The organism is Phocaeicola vulgatus ATCC 8482, assembly GCF_000012825.1.
GTDB lineage: Bacteria > Bacteroidota > Bacteroidia > Bacteroidales > Bacteroidaceae > Phocaeicola > Phocaeicola vulgatus.
Genome location: NC_009614.1, coordinates 3,067,646 through 3,081,188, shown reverse-complemented (window position 1 = coordinate 3,081,188; position 13,543 = coordinate 3,067,646). Strand labels below are relative to the sequence as shown.

At 37.4% G+C, this 13,543-nt stretch carries 11 protein-coding genes and 2 pseudogenes; all 13 read right to left on the bottom strand.

Annotated elements, in window-relative coordinates:
- Positions 1-4: 4 nt before the first annotated feature.
- Entirely contained in the window at positions 5-1,195 is a 1,191-nt protein-coding gene (locus BVU_RS12065) for a Coenzyme F420 hydrogenase/dehydrogenase, beta subunit C-terminal domain (RefSeq protein WP_011965587.1), read from the bottom strand.
- Entirely contained in the window at positions 1,179-2,249 is a 1,071-nt protein-coding gene (locus BVU_RS12060) for a glycosyltransferase (RefSeq protein WP_011965586.1), read from the bottom strand. Before BVU_RS12060 ends, BVU_RS12065 begins: the two co-directional genes overlap by 17 nt.
- The gene (locus BVU_RS12055) at positions 2,246-3,184 is read right to left on the bottom strand and encodes a glycosyltransferase family 2 protein (protein ID WP_011965585.1); all 939 of its coding nucleotides are present in this window, start codon (positions 3,182-3,184) and stop codon (positions 2,246-2,248) included. Before BVU_RS12055 ends, BVU_RS12060 begins: the two co-directional genes overlap by 4 nt.
- A gap of 9 nt (positions 3,185-3,193) precedes the next feature.
- Positions 3,194-4,444 carry an O-antigen polymerase gene (locus BVU_RS12050; RefSeq protein ID WP_011965584.1) on the bottom strand — a complete coding sequence of 417 codons (1,251 nt, stop codon included), beginning with the start codon at positions 4,442-4,444 and terminating at the stop codon, positions 3,194-3,196.
- A gap of 62 nt (positions 4,445-4,506) precedes the next feature.
- On the bottom strand, positions 4,507-5,616 hold the full coding sequence (locus BVU_RS12045; protein WP_011965583.1) for a polysaccharide pyruvyl transferase family protein: 1,110 nt from the start codon (positions 5,614-5,616) through the stop codon (positions 4,507-4,509).
- A gap of 12 nt (positions 5,617-5,628) precedes the next feature.
- Complete coding sequence (locus BVU_RS12040) at positions 5,629-6,510, bottom strand: Coenzyme F420 hydrogenase/dehydrogenase, beta subunit C-terminal domain (protein ID WP_057279618.1); 882 nt, start codon at positions 6,508-6,510, stop codon at positions 5,629-5,631.
- A gap of 117 nt (positions 6,511-6,627) precedes the next feature.
- A pseudogene (locus BVU_RS23120) lies at positions 6,628-6,768 on the bottom strand (4Fe-4S binding protein); the annotation flags it as partial.
- Positions 6,765-8,303 (bottom strand): hypothetical protein, encoded by a 1,539-nt coding sequence (locus BVU_RS12035; RefSeq protein ID WP_011965581.1) that lies wholly within the window; start codon positions 8,301-8,303, stop codon positions 6,765-6,767. The gene BVU_RS12035 and the pseudogene BVU_RS23120, both read right to left, overlap by 4 nt.
- Before the next feature lie 479 nt (positions 8,304-8,782).
- A pseudogene (locus tag BVU_RS12030) lies at positions 8,783-8,980 on the bottom strand (undecaprenyl-phosphate glucose phosphotransferase); the annotation flags it as partial.
- A gap of 44 nt (positions 8,981-9,024) precedes the next feature.
- The gene (locus BVU_RS12025; RefSeq protein WP_011965580.1) at positions 9,025-11,436 is read right to left on the bottom strand and encodes a GumC family protein; all 2,412 of its coding nucleotides are present in this window, start codon (positions 11,434-11,436) and stop codon (positions 9,025-9,027) included.
- Positions 11,437-11,473: 37 nt separating this feature from the next.
- A complete protein-coding gene (locus BVU_RS12020) occupies positions 11,474-12,274 on the bottom strand; it encodes a polysaccharide biosynthesis/export family protein (RefSeq protein WP_005840559.1) in 801 nt (266 codons plus the stop codon).
- 25 nt (positions 12,275-12,299) lie between these two features.
- Positions 12,300-12,734, bottom strand: coding sequence for a BT0820 family HAD-type phosphatase (locus tag BVU_RS12015; protein WP_005840562.1), 435 nt, complete (start codon positions 12,732-12,734; stop codon positions 12,300-12,302).
- Positions 12,735-12,751: 17 nt separating this feature from the next.
- Positions 12,752-13,402 carry a UpxY family transcription antiterminator gene (locus BVU_RS12010; RefSeq protein WP_005840564.1) on the bottom strand — a complete coding sequence of 217 codons (651 nt, stop codon included), beginning with the start codon at positions 13,400-13,402 and terminating at the stop codon, positions 12,752-12,754.
- Positions 13,403-13,543 lie beyond the last annotated feature (141 nt).

The window sequence follows — 13,543 nt, the reverse complement described above, 5'->3', positions numbered from 1 at the left end:
AACGTTATTTTAATATGTTATTTCGCCTGTCAGAAATTTTGCATAAAATGCGGTAGAAGAGAATCGGCATTCTTGGCAGTGTCTCAACCACAGAGCGCAAGAACTTTCTCTGGCTTTGCTCAGCCTTACCTGCCTTGAGGACAGTCTCCGTACAATTTTCGCCACGGAAGAACGGCACAAGCTGCTGTTTGCGCCAAATGTCTTTCAAGTCGAGCGCAAGTGCTACTTCTTTATATGCTTTCTGTTCTGACCTTAACGATAAGATATTATTCAACAGATTAAGTCCTTTGTCTGTGTGTACGATGACTAAGGTTTCACCCAAATCGTTTTCAGATCTTATTTTCCAAGGGTCCATTAAGGTTATGTCCGCTCCGACATTTGTCCCGAACGAGTCACCACAAACATTGCAGCCAGGAATAGTCCACAATCTTCTACCGAACGGAATCTGAGCTGCCCTATTCCAAGACAGTTCAGATTCGTTCACTCGAACAATTCCCGGCCATCCGTTCCCACGATAACGGATCGAGAAATTTAGATTTTCAGAGATTTCCATACCCATAATTTTAGCGAGAAATCTGGTCGAATCCAAAGTCTTCTGCTGCTTGCAAAAAATACAAATTCTGATAATCTCATTCGCCTTCCCTTTCAGTATGGTATTCATGGCCCTAAGCTGGCAGCTGGTACCGATAACAATCAGACGCTCGCACCGCTGTATTTTCTTTACCTCACGACACGCAAGTACAGAGTGGTAAACCGAGTTCGGAATGTCATCATATCGAGGTATATTCTCTTTCGTGTAAAACTCGCCTTCGGCATACGGATAACGTCCGGTCTTCCTCAACGTGTACACGCCGTCAGCCAAGTTGTTTTTCAGGCTCTCAATAATCAATGTCTTGCACACCCCGCCCGACGAGCTTTCACGCCTTATCTTGTTGTCCTTATTATACCCTAAAAAATACTTTTTAATCGAAAAGTTATTGAAATATCCATCATAACCTTCTTTCTTATTAGCAGGGCAACTTTTTACGCATCGCAGACACCTGATGCACTTCTCGTCATCAATGACAACCTTGTGTATGCCGTTTTTCAACAACTTGAATGATATTGCCTGTTTAGGACATACTGCCTCACAAATGCCACATTGCTGACATAGGGAATAGTTGTAGTTTATTCTATTGTCAATGTACTGGAGCATAATCTGATTCTATAAATTCTTTGTATTTTTCTAAATATGTTTTAGCCGTAATCCGCACATTATAAAGTTCCGTAACTCTTTTATAAGCACTTTCAATCATAGAAATATTATTATGCCCTTTCAAAAAGGTTTCAATCTTATCAGCGCAGTCATTTACATCCATATTTTTGAATGAATAGCCATATTTACCATAATCTATGATTTCTAACGGCCCTTGATTTTCCGATACAAGTACGGGGATTTTCGCCGCCATAGCTTCGGCTACGGTTAGTCCAAAACCCTCATAAATAGATGGTTGTACATACAAGTCGTATTCACACAGATGAGTATAGATATACGACTGATTTTTTGCTTCCAAGAAACTGACATATGTGGACAGTCCCAACTCATTAACAAGATTCTCCAAATACTCACGAGATTCACCTTCACCTATAAAGTCAAGGTGCAACTGAGTATGTCCACGATCTATTAATTGATGAAAAGCCTTTATTAATATATGTTGTCCTTTCTTTTCATGCATGAGCCTACTCACTTGTACGATTCTGAAAATATCAACTTGACGAGCAGTAGAGTATCTGATTTTACTCACATCAACACCATTAAGAACGACTTCTGAATTCAGACCGGTCCATTTAAAAATATCTTCTTTAACAATATTGGAAATTGCATAAACCCTTTTACATCTATATAAGTTTACAAAATTTCCTCCGTTACATACATCATGATGTGTAACACATAGCTTGCGCTCCAATGAAGATAAAAAAATGAATCTCGCAATAGATGAGTAGTGCAAGTGAATAACATCTGCATTGATTCTTTTAAGAAGTAAGTTTAGCTTAATATAATGCAGAGGATTTTTAGAACCTTTTCGCCTTTCCAGGCAGTAGAATTTGATTTTTTCATTCAAACTTGTGCGAAGCTCATCGTTAACATTATTATTGATAACAATCAGATGTATATTATACCCGAATCTAGCTTGCTCATTCGCAATATTACGCAGCATAGTTTCTATACCTCCAAGACCGAAGGCATAGGTGATATGGATGATTGTCATAAGTGAAATGATTTGAATCTTTTTTTCAAATTGAATAATATCTTTAGAAATTGATAGCCAATAAAGAAATTTGCTGTTGATAAAAACAGTAAATTTCTTTTATTCAATAGTTCTTTCGGAATGTTTGTATTTGGGTATAAATTAATATATTCTTTATATGTATATTCTCCAGATTTCAGTATAGACAATTTTATACCTGCTTTAAATCGGCTGAGATCAAGGTCTAAAGGAAGTATTTTCTCGATTTCTTGGATAAAAATTATACGATTTATTATATAATTTCTATTTATTTCCCGTGTTAAAGATGATGCATCATAACAGTAATGATATAGAGCTTCATTGATGTAATTAATTGATATGTTATTTGAAAGTATTTGAGTTAAAATATAAACATCCTCACAATAATTACATTGCTTTAGAAAAATGACATTATTGTAAAGTGATGTTTTAATCAATTTATTCCACAATGTTCCAATGAATATTCCATTATATATTTGTTTAAGAAAATCAAATGCATCGCAGGCATCCTTCATACCTTTCTGGTATACAAACTTATTTTTCTTATATTCTAATATATAATCGCAAACAACCATATCCGCATTAAATTTTAATGCTATATCCATCATTCTTTCTATTTCACATTTATCAATGTAATCATCTGCATCAACATGAATTGAATATAATCCTTTCGAATGTTTAACTCCTATTTGACGGGCTATACTAACTCCTTCATTTTTTTTATGTATTACTTGTATATAATTATATTTTGTTGCATAATTATCACAAATGCTTCCTGATAAGTCTGAGCTACCGTCATCAATAATTATAACTTCAATGCTTGAATATGTCTGATGTATGATACTATCTAGGCAGCGTGTAATAGTACCTTCTGCATTGTAAACAGGAATAATAATGGATACAGTTGGATTTTTCATAGCTGCAGATTATTTTTTTAAATAGATAACCATAGAAAAACAAAGGACACATAACAAATTTGTTTGTGCCATTAAGGAAGTGTATGTATAAAATGTAGGAATAACCAACACCCTTGCGCATAAGCATAATATTATTATTTGAGGAAATGTTATTAATCCGTTTTTTATTTTAGTTAATTTGATAGTAATTGTAGAAAACACTAAAAGAAATATTAATGTGCCTATTTTATTGAAGTCTTCAAAAATAGATCCTATATACGTATAAAATATATTTCCAGGTATCCCCAATTTGCTAACTGTTGCCCAATTGTCTTCAACCCCAGAGCCTTTCGTTAGTCCAAGTAAATCTTTTAAAAAAATAAATGTTGAATCGCCCCCAGTGCTTTTTTCTACATACCACATTAGAGAATTGAAATTAAGAACTCCTTCACCGGCATAAAGTCCTAGCCATATCCAAATATTTTCTATATTGCTACCTTCTGCTTCTATACTTGTAAATCTGGAAATAGAAATGAGCAATACCATACAAATTCCTAACCCAATAACAACACTTCCATATAAAATAATTTTTTTAGTTATACAAGCATTTATATAGGGTCTCATCAAAAAAAAGCAAACAACTAAATATAAAATATTTTGCACTAATTTAGAACGCCCTCCTAATCCTAATTCATGAATCCAAAAACTTAAAATTACCATTATAAGTCCATATACGATTTTTTTTGATATTATTTTTTTTTGCAAAAAATAAAATAGTAATGGAGGGTAAATCAGCTCAAAAGAAGTCGAAATTCTATTTAATTTTCGTCCTATAAAAGAAAGGTACTCGACTCTACTATCATACATTTTTGCAGCATAATCGGAATTAGCTATCACAGAAGGTAGATGCAACAAATTCTCCCCAAAAGGTTCAAAAGAAATGATTATTAAAAAAAGAGTAAAATAGTGTAAAAACACACCTTGCTTGTTAGTTATAGATAGTTCTTTCCTAGGAGTGATGTCATATTTTACTATAGGCATTAAGGTTATAAGATAGCCAATGATTAAATAGAAAAATGGAATTAGCGTCAGATTAGAATAATTACGAATAGTTCCATTTGAAACATTCCAATAAAAAGCAGAAATTATTCCTGAAAATAACAAAAAGAATAGAATATATAATGTGCCATTTAACTGCCACCCTTTTGTTTTAATCCAAACAAACAAAAGGAATAATAAGATCAAATTGTAAAAAACTAAAGAAATCAGTTGATAACTCATTGTATATAATAGGTACACTTAAACGTTTTTACTACTGTTTATAAAAGATATGATTAAACGATTTAATCATCATTTATATTAGCTTGAATGAAATTCAATCCACATTTACAATAATATGCAACATTTTCTTCTATTAAATTGTAATCAATAATCCTTTGATCTATTTCGAATGAAGAAACGATTTTGTTTTTCAGTCTTATTTCATCATGTAACGTAGAGATTCTTGTATCACTTGAATTTATTCCATAATGAACAAAGTTTTTTCGGTAAATCACAGAAAACATATTACCATGAAATGTGTTTGTTACGATAAACGAAGCATGATGAAACAGCCATAAAAATTGTTGTGGAGAAACATTCATTAATCTATAATCAACATCTTTATGCATTAATGCGTTCAAGTCTCTATCATTGCAAATTTGTACAGTTGGCAAATTTAAAGAAACAGCAACCTGATGCGCAAAATTTATCGTCTCTTTCGGTCTTTTTATTGTATAAATCAATAAATAATTATCAGGTAATCCTTTATATGGTTTTTCTATTTCTGACCACTCTGAGGCATTTAATAAAAAAGTAGGATCCGGATTAATCTCTGATACTAATCCCAATTCTTCTTTAATATATTCCTGCATAAATCGCTCCCTTACACCGATTGATTTCAAGTTTTGCAAATACTTTTTAAACAGTTCAGGATTTTCATCACCAAATCTGACCGAACCGGAACTCGCAGCGTATGAGAATTTACAAGTAGTCGTGCCAAAATCAAGATAATATATAGGGTCGTTTTCACCAGATGCCTTTGGATTCCAAATTTGATCCGAGCCACAAACTAAAATATCATAGATATCCGGTATATCATTTTTATCTTTTACCCTTTTGGATTTTTTCAGCACATTTTCAATAAAATCAGAGAATACCTGTTCCCGTTTTTTCCCAAAACTGAATAAGCCACGCAATACCAATTCTCGCAAATTCCATTTCCAGTTTTTATACGTAGACCATAGTCTCCACTCATACATATCTGTTGTTCTGGGATGGCGAAAATCTATCAGTTCTGCATCAAGTCCCATTTTCTGCATGACTCTTACCATGGCATAAGCCTGTAGAACAGAGCCGTAATTATGTGAGCTATGAAATGTAACGATACCACATTTCTTTTTTCTATTTCCCATATTATAATGCTACTATCTTATTATTTTTCTAATCTTATATTTTACAATCTTATCACAAACACATAGTTTGTAGGCAGCATCTACTCCTATGTATTTATGGATTCTTCTAAAAAACTTTATTCTTAGATTTTTCTTTTTGGGAAATCTGAGCTGGTCATTACCGTTTATGGCTTCCGTAACTGGACGTTCGTAAATATTCAGCTTATCCTTTACAATCGAAATGAGTCTTTTACCTTTTTCTGTAAGAGGAAGAACACAGGAAATGCCATACGGATGTTTGGGAATATAATTATCGTCAGTTTCATTACCCAATCCCCAAAAATCTCCGATAGTTATATCAGATACTCTTTCCGGTTTGGCATAATGACAATTAAAACAACTGTCTCGATAGGTAAAACCGTCAATAAAAGTGTTATAATATAAATCTTCATAACGGTGTGTCCATAGATCTCCGGACTTATAAATCAACCTATCATCATTATATACACATAGACTAAAAGCTTCAAATAACCGAAAACCAATGCTAGAAACTTTATCTGCTTTTATTTTGAGAGTATTTGCTATATAGTCAACCAACCATTTATTTGAAGGCACCCCATGACAAATAAGGTCTACCAAGAAAAGATTATCAGGTTGTTCCTCATACATTCGCTTGACAGCTGTCACTTGACAAGGTGTCCCGATAAATAATACGTTTGTTCCATCTTTTACATCTTGTCTAATTTGTGACAGGACATCAACGATACTGCTTTGCACATATTTAGAGCCTTTCAATTTATATGCATCTTTAAGATTATCTATGCGGATATGCTTAATTTCAATGCCCGGTATTACAGTGCATCCATAAACGATACCTACATTGGCTAAAAAATAATGAGTCAATACAGAAGCCATACCGCCGGAAGTGCTGCTTCTATAGTCTTCTTCGTCTTTCGACCATGCGGCGTATGCCACTGACGGATACAGACATACCGTATCATGCAACGATGGGCATGCTTTTTGACAAAGCCCACAATCAATGCATTTCTTCTGATCAACGGACGGATAAAGATGTCCCAATTCTTCAGCAACCAGGGATATGCTATGTTTGGGACACCTTGCGGCGCACAGTCCACATCCCGTACATAACTCTTTCTCACAAATCAATTTCATTTTTTATGAAGTTTGTTTTTTACGACGGAAATAAGCGTATTCCTTTCAGTCTTTTTCAAGCCGATAAACCATGAAATGGTCATAGTGACAATAGCGGTAATTATACATAGTGAAATGAAATTACCAAGAGTTTGAGCTTCAAGGAAATGATATTTTATGAAAACAGGCAACGGCAAAGAAAGAACCGTCACTCCGGCTACAGGAGATAAAACATCCTTTATAAGTTTCTTCAATGAATAGCCAATCAGACTCCGACAGAACAGAAAACGAACAAAACCTGCAATGAGTGTGAAGAATATTGAAATATAAAACACCGATGATGCGCTACAGCCGAACTTCAATGCAATATACCCGATCGGAAAAATGCACAATATGATGCAACTTACAACAATTTGGTAGTTCCGTATCCACCCCGTTGCTGACAAAGATGTCATAAAAGGAGTCCCAAAAAGTGTTCCACACAATGCATCTATCATTATCAATATAATGAATAAAGCAGCATAGTCAGGCACATCGACCAACCATAAATGCAACACGTAATCAATGTTCAAGCAAAGAGGAAATGCCATCATAAACAATATCAGAAAAGAATACTTTATCCCTAAATAAGAAAGCCGTTCCATTCCGGTTATATTTCCGGTTGCATAATCCTTGGTAATCTGGGGATTTAATGCTACTTGAAAATTAGAGATAAACCCCATAACGGCATTTGAGACCTGGGATGCCACCCCACGAGCAGCATTAATTGCAGGACCGAAAAAAAGATTGAGGACAATATTGGTCCCTTGATCACGCACGAGCCATGCCACACTGCCGAACAGATTCCATCCGGCAAAGCCAGACATTTGTTGATACAGAGCTTTATCCCAAAACAGTTTAAACCTGCTCTCTTCATAATGTCTCCTGCAATACATCTGATAGACAATCCGTATAATCAATTGCACAGCAAAGACAAGCATTCCATAGACAATAAGCTTATCCGCCGATACAATTACAAGCAAATAGACTATGCCTAATTTCAATAAGGCTTCCAATATGCTTATGTACGCATATACATTCATCTTTTCATGTGCAATTAAGACTGCATTATACGGCACCTGAATGATGTTGATGCAAAAAGTCAATATGGAAAACTGATAGACCCAATTGGCTGCAGCAATCCTGTTATCAGGAATGACCAGCTTTTCATTGACAAACCAAAGCCCAATCGTTTCAGCCAGAAATATTATTAAAATACCGATAGCTATATGGATGTTTAAGGCTGCAGCAAACACATTTTTTAATTTGTCCGTATCACCTCGACCAAGCTCGAATGTAAGAAAACGCTGTGTAGCGGTAGACATGCAACTGTTCAGGAAAGAGAACATTAAAACCACTCCTCCTACAACATTGTAAATGCCATAATCATCAATACCCAATTCTGCCAGCACGCCCCTTGACGTATAAAGGGTAACCAGCATGATAAGAATCATACGGAAATAAAGGAACAACGTGTTTTTGGCTACACGCTTATTGTTTTCTGCCGGATTTTTCATTATTTGTCACCATGTATTTGAATAAATTCATTTGCAAATTAACATGTTAACTTTATTATTTATTTTGACAATTAATCTTTTCTACAGTGGTTAAAAAGTCATTTCTTATCATATTCCAACGAGTTGTTTTTATGGGGTCTATATAAAAAAATCCTCTAATTATTCTTGAAAATCATTCAAATAATGGTATGTGTCTTTTTTGCCTGTTTTGAAAGCCGTTTCGTTAGATGTGACAACTCCTTTAAGCATTTCAAATTCACAATCACTTGTTAAAAATGACACACGGATATTCTTTAGTTCTTAAATTTTGGTTGCAGCGAAAATAAGCCTTTTAATTTATAGCTATAAATTGAGTACCTGCCTAAATTGAGTACTTACTTCCTATAATGTCCCAAATGTCATAAATATACTTCCGCCTATCTTTATTTTTACTTAGATCATATTTCTTTTTTATAAGCTCAAGGAAGCCATTGAGTGCTTACGACGCAAAGGGCGTAACATAACATCAGTGTAAGCATGACTTGCAGAACGGTGGTTTCACCAACCTGCAGGCTATCCCACTGCATCTCATTGGACAGCTTGCTGAAAAGCAGGAATAGCAGACCGCAAAGAAAGGTCTCGGTGACAATCACAAAGGTCTCGATCAAGTGGTTGTAGGATGCTAATTTGTCTTTCATGGTAGGTTGTTATTATCAGATCACATTATAAAAGTGATCTCCTGTTATTTTTTCATACCATATCCATAGCCGTAACCATATTTGTGCCCATATCCATAGCCATACTTATGACCATACCCATAGCCACTCTTTCTTGAATTCAAATCAATACTATTAATAACCGTAGCCAATTTATCGAATTTCTTCTGATCCCGCAGCACATTAATATACTGATACCCCAACTTCGGAGTAACATCTGCACGACACACATACACGCACATATCAGCCACACGACTGGCAATAGCAGTATCGGTCACAATAGCAATAGGAGCCGTATCAAGAATAATGTAATCGTAACGCTCTTTCAATTTCTCTATTGCATCCTCCAGTACCGTACGCGCCATCAACTCTGTAGGATTGGGAGGAATAGGACCACCCGGAAGAATATCAAGATTAGGACTTACATCCGAATGTTGTATCATATCAAAAAGATTGGTATGCTCGGGGTCAGCCAGATAATTGGTAATACCTTCCGTGCGATGGGACAGATTAAAGACCTTATTCAGCCCCGGCTTGCGGATATCCAAACCCACAATAACAACTTTCTTACCCATATAGGCCAGACTGACTGCCGTATTTCCAGCAATAAAAGACTTACCTTCACCCGGCTGTGTGGATGTAAAAAGCACCACTTTCTGACTGGCACCAAGCATGAACAACATATTGGTACGCAGACCACGAAAAGCCTCCTCCATCATACCATTCTGATTCTCCTGAACCACAATGGCACCTTTTTCGGGCTTCTTACTTAAAGGAAGCTCACCCAAAATAGGAACATCCGTTATCTTCTCCACATCCTCGGCATTCTCTATCTTATATTTTAATAAATCCTTCAAATAAATAAGACCTACAGGAATACCCATACCCAATACAAAGGCAGCCAGCAGAACTATCTTCTTCTTAGGAGAAACCGGCTTTTTACTAGGAAGAGCAGCTTTGATGATACGTCCGTTATTAGCAGTGGATGCCAGGGTTATTGCGTTTTCTTCACGCTTCTGAAGCAACATAATGTAAAGGGTCGCCTTGATTTCCTGCTGGCGGGAGATAGTAAGAAATTCTTTCTCCTGCTGCGGCGCACTGCTGATCCTGCCTTCAAACTTCCGTGCCTGACGTTCAAGATTGGACTGCGCTATCTGCAACCCTCTCAGTACACTGTTCACGGTAGTCTGCACATTGTGCCGCATGGACTCGATGCCCGTATTGATATTGATTACCGCAGGATTGTTTTCGGAAGAGGTACGGAGCAAACGCTTGCGTTCGATCAGCATCGTGTTATATTGGTTGATGATAGAACCCAAATTCTGGTCCTGCAACCCTACATTGGCGGGAATCACCTCGTTTGCATTCTTCGGATTGTTCACATAGTTACGCAAGGACTCCACCAGTCTCAACTGGGTGGCATTCTCGGTCAGCTGCTGTTCATATTTCGAACTCTCTTCCAAAGCCAGACGGGCATCGCTGGTCAAATCGGTCAATCCGGAGCGTTGCTTGAAATCGGCAAGTTCCGTTTCGGCAGTACCTAACTCCCGATTGATAATGCCAATACGCTCGTCTATAAACTCTGCGGATTTTTGAGCCACTTCATTCTTCTCGTCATTCGCGTCCAGATTATAAAAGTCAACCAAACAATTGATAAAATCGATACCGCGCTGCTTTACCGTATTCTGCAAGCTGATGGCAGCAATTGTGGTAGTCTTCGAAGTGGGTTCCACTGACAAATTCTCTACATAACTTTCCGTCACATCTGTAGGAGAATTAACGTATGCCACCAGATTCATATCTTCTTCCAAAGGTGGGACCGAGTCGTTCTTTGTAAAACTGAAAACTCCTACTGGAGTGGGGAAAACAGCCGGAATACTGTCAAAACTTACCTCAGTCTCCTGCTTCTCCTCGTCAAACATATATTCCACTTTTACATCCAATTTTCCATTCATGGTGTATTTTAGATGAAGCTTGGCTCCTTCTTCCAGATTGTCTGCCTCTTCAGGAGTCATATAAACTTTTACCGGAGTGGACTTATATAAAGGAGTGTTATAGCCGAACATACGTTCCTCGGCCACTGAAATATACAAATTCAAATGATTCACCACCTTTTTAATCAAGGTTCTTGACTTCAGGATTTCCACCTCATTGTCAAAATTGTTAGTCATGGAGAACATACCCAGATCCTGAAGGGCTCCCATAGGATTATTACTGCTTCCACCTTTCTTGTCACCTTCTTTGATGAGTACGGCCGCATCGACATTATAGACAGGAGCTTGATAACGGAGATAGATGAAAGCAGATATAATACAAACCAGCACACTGGCTACAAACCACGGCCAATAGGCAAAGTATTTAAAAAACAAGGCATAAAGATCAACGTTCTCCTCACGTTGCTCGGTACCCGAAGGGGTGTTCTTCTGTTCGTCAGTCATATCAACAGTTTGTAATCAACAATTATATTTATGAGTTTTATTTCAAGATGGTTGCCAGAAGGCTTGCAAGAGATACCAAAATGGATGTAGCACTGATCCATATGCTGGTGCTGCTGCCAATGTCCGAGTTCTTGGCTTTTGTCTTATTGGGCGTTACATAGATGATATCGTTCTGGCGCAGGTAGTAATAGGGAGATACAACCAGTTCTGCATTATTAAGATTCAAATTGATAATCTCACGCTTGCCTTTTGCATCTTCACGAATCAGTTTCACATTGTCACGGACGCCATAAACAGTCATATCTCCCGCCATGGCAAGGGCTTCAAGGATATTTACCTTTTCATTTCCTACTGTAAAAGTACCCGGACGGTTCACCTCTCCCAATACCGAAATTTTGTAATTTGCCATACGGACTGTAACGATAGGACTCTCTTTCAGATAGGGCTGCAATTGCTCACGGATCAAATCTTCCGCCTCGTTTTTCGTAAGGCCGCCTACCTTCAGACGACCGATAACGGGGAAATCTATCTCACCCTTGTTATTTACCAGGTATTGCTGGAGAGTGGGTTGTGTGGTAGTATTAATATTGGTCAGGGCTGCATTCAGAGGAGTCTGTACCGTCAGGTTAAAAGGAGCGGCAGCCTGAGGATCACTCGTGTTCACAGTTATACTCAGCAAATCTTTCGGCATAATCTTTGCATCATAAAGGGGAAGATCTTCCCTGTAACTGTTCACTACCTCGGGATTCTGCATGTAAGGTACATTTTTATAGGAGGTGCAGCCTGCCAACAAGGCGGATGCCACAACAAACAATAATAGTTTCTTTAAAGTCTTCATATCAGTTTTTTCATTTATTATTCAATCATCTGCCAAACAGGCGCGAAAAAAGACCTCTGCCGTGATTCTCCGAAACAGGAGATTCACCGGCATTACGTATCAAATCCGAAAAAGTGGTTCCGTCATGAATCATTCCATAAATAGTACCCCAATCGGGAAGGCCTCCCAAGTTGCGGTCATCTATAAAAAGATCGGCTTTGAGCTTGCGTGAGTAATGATTGTTACGCCCTTTCTCCTCCTCCGGATAGTCGCGGTTCACGGCATAAAATTCAAGACCGCGATCACGGCAAAAGGCAAGAGCTTCGTCAAGCAGACGCCCTTCACGCACTGTCCATAGAATCAACCTGTGATGTTCGTCACGCAATTTTTTCAATGTCTCAATGGCAAACGGCAACTCCCTGCCGATTGCCGGATACTTGTGCTCAACAATAGTACCGTCAAAGTCTACTGCTATGGTCATTGTATGTCAATATATAATTATATGTTAACTGAGTTTTTTTCCGCTATAGGTTCCAGCAATTCTCTAGCAATGGTAACTTTAGCACATCCAAGGATATCAATTTTTACAACCAGACTAGTAGAACCATCTATTTCACGACATATATTCCCTTCCAACCCTACCAGTTTGCCACCGTTTACACGGACACGATCGCCCAAATGCAGAGGGCATGACTCAATAGTGACATGTTCTTCGGCATCATTGACCATACGCATCAAGCTGTACATCTGATGATCTGGAATAATAGCTACGGGACGGCAAGTATTTCGGGAAGAACCGGCTATGTTAACCATGAAACGTTTTATATAAGGAAGGCAGACTATTTCTTTCCGTCTTACTGAATCTGTGCAGCGAATGAACACAAGAGCAGGGAAAACAATACGGTCCACTTTTTTACGTTTACCATCATGACGAATACTCATCTCCTGTTGGATAGGGACATAAACTTCATAAGCTTTCTCACTATCAGTTTCGTTTTTCAAACGTTTTCGTAATCTATCCTGACAGGCTTTTTCACTTCTGTTATTTACAACAGCCACATACCAATGCTTTTTTTCCTGATCATTTCGGAATATGCCTACGGCGTCGTCGGTCTTTTGAACCGTCGTTCCCAAAATTTGTTGTGGCATGTCTTTGCCCTTGTTATTTACAATACTCATAGTGGAATAATCCGACTAAAAACAGACGCACTCTTATATAGAGAGCGTCCGATTTCTTAAATTTCTGATTTCCATTTATGTAGTAAGTTGTATGAATAAAATCAGCCCATA

Coding starts and splice junctions, on each gene's coding strand:
- BVU_RS12065 (WP_011965587.1), bottom strand. CDS start 1,195: ATGCTCCAGTACATTGACAATAGAATAAACTACAACTATTCCCTATGT.
- BVU_RS12060 (WP_011965586.1), bottom strand. CDS start 2,249: ATGACAATCATCCATATCACCTATGCCTTCGGTCTTGGAGGTATAGAA.
- BVU_RS12055 (WP_011965585.1), bottom strand. CDS start 3,184: ATGAAAAATCCAACTGTATCCATTATTATTCCTGTTTACAATGCAGAA.
- BVU_RS12050 (WP_011965584.1), bottom strand. CDS start 4,444: ATGAGTTATCAACTGATTTCTTTAGTTTTTTACAATTTGATCTTATTA.
- BVU_RS12045 (WP_011965583.1), bottom strand. CDS start 5,616: ATGGGAAATAGAAAAAAGAAATGTGGTATCGTTACATTTCATAGCTCA.
- BVU_RS12040 (WP_057279618.1), bottom strand. CDS start 6,510: ATGGCTTCTGTATTGACTCATTATTTTTTAGCCAATGTAGGTATCGTT.
- BVU_RS12035 (WP_011965581.1), bottom strand. CDS start 8,303: ATGAAAAATCCGGCAGAAAACAATAAGCGTGTAGCCAAAAACACGTTG.
- BVU_RS12025 (WP_011965580.1), bottom strand. CDS start 11,436: ATGACTGACGAACAGAAGAACACCCCTTCGGGTACCGAGCAACGTGAG.
- BVU_RS12020 (WP_005840559.1), bottom strand. CDS start 12,274: ATGAAGACTTTAAAGAAACTATTATTGTTTGTTGTGGCATCCGCCTTG.
- BVU_RS12015 (WP_005840562.1), bottom strand. CDS start 12,734: ATGACCATAGCAGTAGACTTTGACGGTACTATTGTTGAGCACAAGTAT.
- BVU_RS12010 (WP_005840564.1), bottom strand. CDS start 13,402: ATGCCACAACAAATTTTGGGAACGACGGTTCAAAAGACCGACGACGCC.